At 58.9% G+C, this 7,928-nt stretch carries 6 protein-coding genes; all 6 read left to right on the forward strand.

Annotated features, from left to right (window positions below):
* A partial coding sequence (locus BQ5353_RS10490) for a penicillin-binding transpeptidase domain-containing protein (RefSeq protein WP_162273134.1) occupies nt 1-1,249 on the forward strand: 1,249 nt, incomplete at its 5' end.
* A gap of 211 nt (nt 1,250-1,460) precedes the next feature.
* Nucleotides 1,461-2,912 (forward strand): UDP-N-acetylmuramoyl-L-alanyl-D-glutamate--2,6-diaminopimelate ligase, encoded by a 1,452-nt coding sequence (locus tag BQ5353_RS10495; RefSeq protein ID WP_071428458.1) that lies wholly within the window; start codon nt 1,461-1,463, stop codon nt 2,910-2,912.
* A 13-nt stretch (nt 2,913-2,925) separates the two neighbouring features.
* A complete protein-coding gene (locus tag BQ5353_RS10500; RefSeq protein WP_071428181.1) occupies nt 2,926-4,284 on the forward strand; it encodes a UDP-N-acetylmuramoyl-tripeptide--D-alanyl-D-alanine ligase in 1,359 nt (452 codons plus the stop codon).
* A 75-nt stretch (nt 4,285-4,359) separates the two neighbouring features.
* Nucleotides 4,360-5,367: a phospho-N-acetylmuramoyl-pentapeptide-transferase gene (gene mraY / locus BQ5353_RS10505; protein WP_054331655.1), complete on the forward strand. Its 1,008-nt coding sequence runs from the start codon at nt 4,360-4,362 to the stop codon at nt 5,365-5,367.
* Between the two features lie 129 nt (nt 5,368-5,496).
* On the forward strand, nt 5,497-6,588 hold the full coding sequence (gene ftsW / locus BQ5353_RS10510) for a putative lipid II flippase FtsW (protein WP_071428459.1): 1,092 nt from the start codon (nt 5,497-5,499) through the stop codon (nt 6,586-6,588).
* A gap of 72 nt (nt 6,589-6,660) precedes the next feature.
* On the forward strand, nt 6,661-7,782 hold the full coding sequence (murG, locus tag BQ5353_RS10515) for an undecaprenyldiphospho-muramoylpentapeptide beta-N-acetylglucosaminyltransferase (RefSeq protein WP_071428183.1): 1,122 nt from the start codon (nt 6,661-6,663) through the stop codon (nt 7,780-7,782).
* The last annotated feature ends 146 nt before the right edge of the window (nt 7,783-7,928 follow it).

The raw sequence follows: 7,928 nt of genomic DNA on the forward strand, positions 1-7,928 counted from the left end.
AACCGCCGCTGGGGCTTTGGAATCGGGCGCGGTCCACGGCGGAGATGTGTTCAACTGTCCAGGTTACCACATTGTGGCGGGCCGCAAGGTCCACTGCTGGAAGAACGGCGGCCACGGGACCATCACCTTTGTGCAGGGCATCATGGGTTCCTGCAACCCCACCTTCATGATGGTGGGGGAAAAGATGGGCGCTGAGACTTTCTACGAATACTTTGAAAACTTCGGCTTAACCGAGCCCACCGGCATCGACTTCCCCGGCGAGGCGGACAGCAACTACCACAGCATGGAGCGGCTGCGGGACGAAGGCTCGGGGGCGTACCTGGCCTCCAGCTCCTTTGGCCAGACCTTTAAGGTGACCCCCATCCAGCTGATCACAGCGGTTTCCGCAGCGGTCAACGGGGGAAAACTGATGCAGCCCTACTTGGTCAAACAGATCCTGGACGCCGACGGGAACGTGATCAAAACTACCCAGCCGGTGGTCAAGCGCCAGGTGATCTCTGAGAGCATCTCCAAAGAGCTGGCCGGCTACTTGGAACTGGTGGTCTCGGGGGACGGCGGCTCCGGCAAATCCGCCAAGATCCCCGGCTACCGCATCGGCGGTAAGACCGGTACCTCGGAAAAGCTGGATAAACTGGATGAGTATGGCCAGGTTCAGGAACGGGTAGCCTCCTTCTACGGCTTCGCCCCGGCCGACGACCCTCAAATTGCGGTGCTCATTCTCCTCGATGAGCCCCACATGGACAACATCTACGGCTCAGTTATCGCCGCGCCGGTCGTCCAGGGTATCCTGGCCGATGTGCTCCCCTATATGGGCATCGACCCGGTTTACACCGCCGAGGAATTGGAGAAGAAAGAGGTTTCTACCCCCTACCTGTTGGGCTACCGGCCCCATGAGGCCACCAGCGAGCTGATCCAACAGGGCCTGAAGAGCAAAGTGGTGGGCGATGGGCCCACCGTCCTCAAACAGATCCCCGCCGTCAGCCAGCCCATCCCCAAGGGCGGAACAGTCATCCTGTACACCGACGAGTCGGAACTCTCCAAGACGGTCACCGTCCCCAATGTGGTGGGACTCTCCGGCCAACAGGCCAACCGCACCATCCTCAACGCCGGCCTGAACATCAGTGTCAGCGGGGTGGAGATCGACAGCGCCGGCTGCATAGCCGCCAGACAGAGCCCGGAGGCGGGCACCGAAGTGGAGATCGGCACGGTGGTCACCGTGGAATTTATCAACAAGGATTTGGCGGGATAATCTGCCTGTTTTTGCCGATGCTAGTGTATATTGGAAATCCCTGCGCCGCTGAAGCTGCGGCATGGGCAACTGCGGGGAGGGGCCATTGTTTGGCCAAAATCCCGCTCGCATACATGAAATATCATCTTATCAACCCCGTACTTCGCGTGATGAGATGAGCGATTCCCTCACAAATATGTGCCGGCGCGAAGCGGCGGAATGGATGATCAGCATGAACCTCTATCGTCTGTTGGAAGGGCTGGAATGGAAAGGCAGCGTCCCGGACCAGGATATCCCTTCCCTCACCTGCGATTCCCGCCAGGTGGAGCCTGGAAGCCTCTTTTTCTGTATCAAAGGCGGCCAGTCTGACGGCCACGATTTCGCCAAGGCCGCCTGTGAAGCCGGCGCCGCCGCCGTGGTGGTGGAACGGGATTTGGGCATCCCAGGCCAGATTTTGGTGGGAAACAGCCGGCTGGCCTACAGCATCGTCTGCGGCAATTATTTTGGCAACCCAGCCCGCAAAATGAAGCTGGTTGGCATCACCGGGACCAACGGGAAGACCACGACAACCTATTTGATCAAACATATTTTGGAGACCACCGGGGCCAAGGTGGGGCTGATCGGCACCATCCAGATCGAGGTGGGGGACCAGCCCCTGCTGGCCAAATACACCACCCCGGACCCCTACCAGCTGCACACCACCTTCGCCCAGATGGAAAAGGCGGGCTGCGAGTACGTGGTGATGGAGGTTTCCAGCCATTCCCTGGATCAGAACCGGGTGGCGGGCCTCACTTTTGAAGTGGGGGTCTTTACCAACCTGACCCAGGACCACCTGGATTATCACGGCACCATGGAGAATTATTACCAGGCCAAACGCAAGCTGTTCGACCACTGCCGCGCGGCGGTGGTGGATGTGGATGACGCCTATGGCAAGCGCCTGGCCGGGGAATGCCCCTGCCCGGTGAAGACCTATTCGGTCCAGGGTAATCCGGCGGATTACATGGCCGGGGAGATCGTCACCTTTGCCGACGGCAGCGCCTATGTCATGTCCGCGAAGAATCGCCGGGAGCAGGTGAAAATCGCCATGCCGGGGGCGTTTTCGGTGGCCAATGCCACCGGGGCCGCCGCTGCCTGCCTCACCTTGGGGATGGAGTGGGAGCGGGTGCTTTATGCCCTTTCCACCTGCCCAGGGGTAAAGGGCCGTTTGGAAGTCCTCCCCGCGCCGGGCAAGGACTTCACCATCCTGCGGGATTACGCCCACAGCCCCGACGGCCTCCTGAAAATGCTCACCGCGGTGCGGGAATTCGCCCCAGGGCGGATTCTCTGCCTCTTTGGGCCGGCCGGCTGCCGGGATCGCACCAAGCGGCCGAAGATGGGCAAAATTGTCGCCACCTTGGCGGACTTTGTCATCCTCACCTCCGATAACCCCCGCACCGAGGACCCGCAGCAGATTCTAAACGACACCCTGCCCGGCATCCTGGAGGTGGGTACCCCCTACAAGATGATCGTCAACCGGTATGACGCCATCGAATGGGCGCTTCACAACGCCCAGAAGGACGACATCCTGGTCTTGGCGGGCAAGGGACATGAGGATTACCAGGTGCTGGATTACGGCACCATCTACTTCGATGAAAAAGAGGTCGTCGCCCGGCTGCTGGCCGAGGAAGCGGCCGATGCCAAATAGACGAGGATTTGCCATGGAAAAACTACCGATCAACACCATCGCCCAGTGGATTGGGGCGGATTTTCACGGGGAAGGGGAAATTGACACCTTCACCAACGACTCCCGGGCCGTCACACCAGGCTGTCTGTTTGTGGCGATGGAGGGGGAAGTGACCGACGGCCACAAATACATCAACCAGGCCCTTGCAAAGGGGGCGGCTTACGCCGTGGCCCACAAGCCGGGGGATTACCGCCCTGCGGACCGGGTGCTCTATGTAAAAAACACCCGGGAGGTGCTTCTCTCCATCGCCTCCCATTACCGGGACAGCTTTGACCTGAAGGTGGTAGGGGTCACCGGCAGCGTGGGAAAAACCACCACCAAGGAGTTTATCTGGACGGTATTGAGCGCAAAATATCACACGTTGAAAAACCTGGGAAACCAGAATACCGAGGTCGGCCTGCCTCAGACCATCTTCCGGCTGGAGCGCAGCCACCAGGCCGCGGTGCTGGAAATGGGCATGTGCGCCCTGGGGGAGATCGAGGAACTGACCCGGGTGGCCAAACCGGACATTGGGGTAATCACCAATGTGGGGGTCGCCCATCTGGAGAAGCTGGGCAGCCGGGAGAACATCCTCAAAGCCAAAACCGAAATCGTGCTGGGCATGCGCCCAGGCTCCCCCCTCATCCTCAACGGGGACAACGACCTGCTGGGCACTTATGAAAACCCGGATTTTGAGATCATCCGCTATGGCGTCCACAACCCGGCTTGCCAGGTTCGGGCGGAGGGGATCGTCCAGGAGGGGACCTCCACCCGGTTTCTCATCCGGCGGGGGGAGGAGTCCATCCCTGCGGTGATCCCCATCATCGGGGAACACAATGTCCTCAACGCCCTGGCCGCCTATGCGGTGGGCCGGGAATTGGATATTTCGCCTGAGGACTGCGCAAAGGCCCTTTCTTCTTACCAAACCGCCGGAATGCGGCAAAAAATCGTAGAACACCAGGGCTATACTGTAGTGGAGGATTGCTACAACGCCAACCCGGATTCCATGCGGGCTGCCCTCACTGCTTTTGCCGCTTACCCCTGCAAAGGGCGGAAAATTGCCCTGCTTTCCGACATGTTGGAAATCGGCCCCAACTCCTATGAGGATCATAAGGAGATGGGACGGCTGTGCGCTCAGCTGGGGTTTGACCAGCTCTGGGCCACTGGACGGGACGCCAAAGGCTATGCAGAGGGCGCGTCGGAAGCCGGGCTTCAAGAGGCTTTTTTCTGCCCGGATAAAATGGAACTGACCCGCTCTTTGGCTCCCACCCTGCGGGAGGGGGATCTTGTGTGGGTCAAAGGAAGCCGCGGCATGGAGATGGAGGAGATTTTTCCTATTCTGTACCGCCCATAAATCGAGCCGGGCCTTTGCCCGGGGAAGGAAATTTTGCCCGCCCCAGCGGCGGTGCAGCCTGGAGGTTTCACATTCATGGATGGATTGACAACAGCGATTGTGACGGTGACCGCTTTTGCGGTGACTGCTGCTTTGGGGATTTGGATGATCCCTTTTCTGCACAAATTGAAGTACGGCCAGACTATTTTAGACATTGGCCCCAGCTGGCACAAAAACAAACAGGGAACCCCCACCATGGGGGGATTGATGTTCATTGTGGGGATTTTGGTCGCCTGTGCGGCGGGGTTTGCCTTGTATGCAGCCCGCAGCGGAGGGTTCAACCCCATCCAACAGATGGAGAACGCCAAGTTTGCCGCCGGCCTCCTGATGGCCGCCGCCTTTGGGTTCATCGGCTTCCTGGACGACTATGTAAAGGTTTCCAAAAAGCAGAATCTGGGCCTTACGCCCAGCCAAAAGCTGGTTCTCCAGTTTGGCGTGGCGGCCTTTTACCTGGTGAGCATCCGCCTTTCCGGGGACGCCACCACCGCCCTGCCCATCCCATTCTTCGGATATTTTGACTTTGGCATCTTCTATTACCCCCTGGCAGCGGTGGGAATTGTCTACATCACCAACTCGGTCAACCTGACCGACGGGCTGGATGGCCTGGCCTCCTCAGTAACTTTGATGGCCTCCTTGGGCTTTTTGGTCATGGGCCGGATGCTGGGGGTGGTCCCCGCCGAGCTGATGGCTGCGGCCACCGCCGGCGGCTGTGTGGGCTTTTTGGTGTGGAATTTCTACCCAGCTAAGGTGTTTATGGGGGATACTGGCTCCATGTTCCTGGGGGGCCTGGTAGTGGCCATGGCCTTTTCCATCGGCAGCCCGCTGATTCTCGCCTTTGTGGGGATCATCTACATCGTGGAATCCCTGTCGGTGGTGCTCCAGGTCATCAGCTTCAAAACCACCGGCAAGCGGATTTTTAAAATGAGCCCCATCCACCACCATTTTGAGATGTCCGGCTACAGCGAAGTGCAGATTGTGGCCGCTTTCTCTCTGGTGACTGCCGTGGGGGCGGCCCTGGCCGTCTTCTCCATTGCACGGCTGTAGTCCCATACCAACCTAAGAGGCCATTTGAAAGAGGTGAGTCCAATTCGACAGACAAAACAGGAGAGCCGCAGAAAGAAGAACGGCTTTGCGAAGCTTTGGGAAGATCTTTTCGGGGAGACCCAAGGCCCCATGGATCTTACCTTTTTGATCTTGGTGCTGATCCTATTGACCATTGGGCTGATTATGCTGTTTTCAGCCAGTTATGCCAACGCCTATTACCTGATGGGCAACAGCTTCCACTACATTTCCCGCCAGATGGCCTTTGCTGTGGTAGGGGTGATCGCCATGCTGGCCGCATCCAAAATCGACTACCACTTTTGGCGGAGATTCGCCATCCCCATGATGGCTCTCTCCATCGTCCTCCTGCTGGTGGTGTTCGCCATGCCGCCGATCAACCATGCCCACCGGTGGATTTTCATCGGTTCTTCCTTCAACTTCCAGCCGTCGGAGGTGGCGAAGTTCGCGGTGGTGCTGTTGTTCAGCCATTTGATCGACGTCAACTACCAGCGGATGCACAAGTTTGAATACGGCATTCTTCCCTTCGGCGCTATCCTGGGCGTTTTGGCGGTGCTGCTGATCGCTGAGCCCCACTTGTCCGGCACCATCCTCATCGTCGGCCTGGGTGTCATCATGATGATCGTGGGCGGCATCCGCCTTTCCCACCTGTTTTTGGCGGGGGGCGCCGGAGGAACCGCGCTGATCCTTCTGGTCCTCGTGCTGGGCAAATGGGACCGTATGATGGGCCGGATCGAACACTGGCTCAACCCTTTCCTCGACCCCCGGGGCGAGGGGTTCCAGACCATCCAATCCCTGTATGCCATCGGTTCCGGCGGGCTTTTAGGCTCCGGCATCGGCAACAGCCGCCAGAAATACCTCTACCTGCCCGAACCTCAGAACGACTTCATCTTCTCCATCGTCTGCGAGGAGCTGGGGCTCATTGGGGCGGCGATCATCATCATCCTGTTCGCCCTTTTGCTGTGGCGGGGGTTTGTCATCGCCCTGCGGGCCAAGGATAAATTCGGCTGCCTCATGGCAGTGGGCCTCACCGCACAGGTGGGCTTGCAGACCATTTTAAATATTGCGGTGGTGACCAATACGGTGCCCAACACCGGCATCGGCCTGCCGTTCTTCTCCTACGGGGGAACCGCCTTGATGATGCTTCTGGCCCAGATGGGGATCGTCCTCTCCATCTCCCGGCAGAGCTCTCTGGAACGGGAATAACCCCCAGCCCCCTTTGATCGGCGCAGAGCTGGGGCAGTGGGATAGTACCGCCGAAGAAATGGAAACAGGATTATGAACATTCTTTTTGCGTGCGGCGGAACCGGGGGACACATCAACCCGGCCATCGCCGTAGCGGGGACTTTAAAAGCCCGCCACCCCGAGGCCAACATCCTCTTTGTGGGGAACCCCCGGGGGATGGAGGCAAAACTGGTGCCAAAGGCGGGGTATAATTTTTACCCGATCCGCATTATGGGGTTCCAGCGGCAGCTCAACTGGTTCAACATCAAGTACAATCTGCGGTCGATGGGCTGCTTCATCTCCTGCGGGCCAAAAATCCGCAAGTTGATCCGGGAATTCCAGCCCGATGTGGTGATGGGTACCGGCGGATACGTCAGCGGCATGGTGTTGGAAAAAGCCCACGCTATGGGGGTAAAGACCATCTGCCATGAGCAGAATGCCTATCCGGGGGTTTCCAACCGGATGACCGCCAAATTTGCAGACAAGGTGCTTTTAGCGGTTGAGGATGCCAAAGAGCATATGCCGCCCTCAATGGATTACGCAGTCACCGGCAACCCAGTGCGGGAGGACATCATCTTTGCTGACCGGGAGCGGGCCCGCAAGGCCCTGGGGGTGGGTGACCGCTTCTGCATCCTCACCTTTGGGGGGAGCCTGGGCGCCCGGCGGATCAACGAATCGGTGGCCGACCTGATGGCCTGGCACTGCGGCGGGGGTCGGATTCACCACATCCATGCCACTGGCTCTTACGGGGTGGAACTCTTCCCCCAACTGTTGCAGGAGCGGGGTGTACAGGTGGAGGGAAACCGCCACATTGATATCCGGGAATACATAGACAACATGGCCCAGTGCCTGGCTGCCGCGGACCTGGTTATCTGCCGGGCGGGGGCCTCTACCATCAGCGAACTGGAGGCAGCCGGACGGGCTTCCATCCTCATCCCATCGCCCAATGTGGCGGCCAATCACCAATACTACAACGCCTTGGTTCTGGCAAAGCGGGGGGCGGCCATCCTCATTGAGGAGAAGGACCTGGCTGGGGAGCTGCTCTGCCAAAAGGTCGGGGAGCTGGTGGATGATCCCGGGCGGCTGCGGCAGCTGGGTGAGAATGCCCAGCGCCTTGCTATCCTGGATGCAAACCAGCGGATCTACCAGGAAATTATGGCGCTTTTGGCCCGCTAATCCCCCCTTTTTCACCCTTTGCCTTATGCCGGCATACACTGCTGTTGCAGGAGCGGTTTAGCACAAAAACCGTTTTTGACAGCGTGAAAGGGTGCGAGATGATGGCAAACTTTTTGATAGAAGGCGAAAACAGAATCGGCGGGGAG

This window comes from Merdimmobilis hominis (assembly GCF_900104615.1).
Classification (GTDB): domain Bacteria; phylum Bacillota; class Clostridia; order Oscillospirales; family Ruminococcaceae; genus Merdimmobilis; species Merdimmobilis hominis.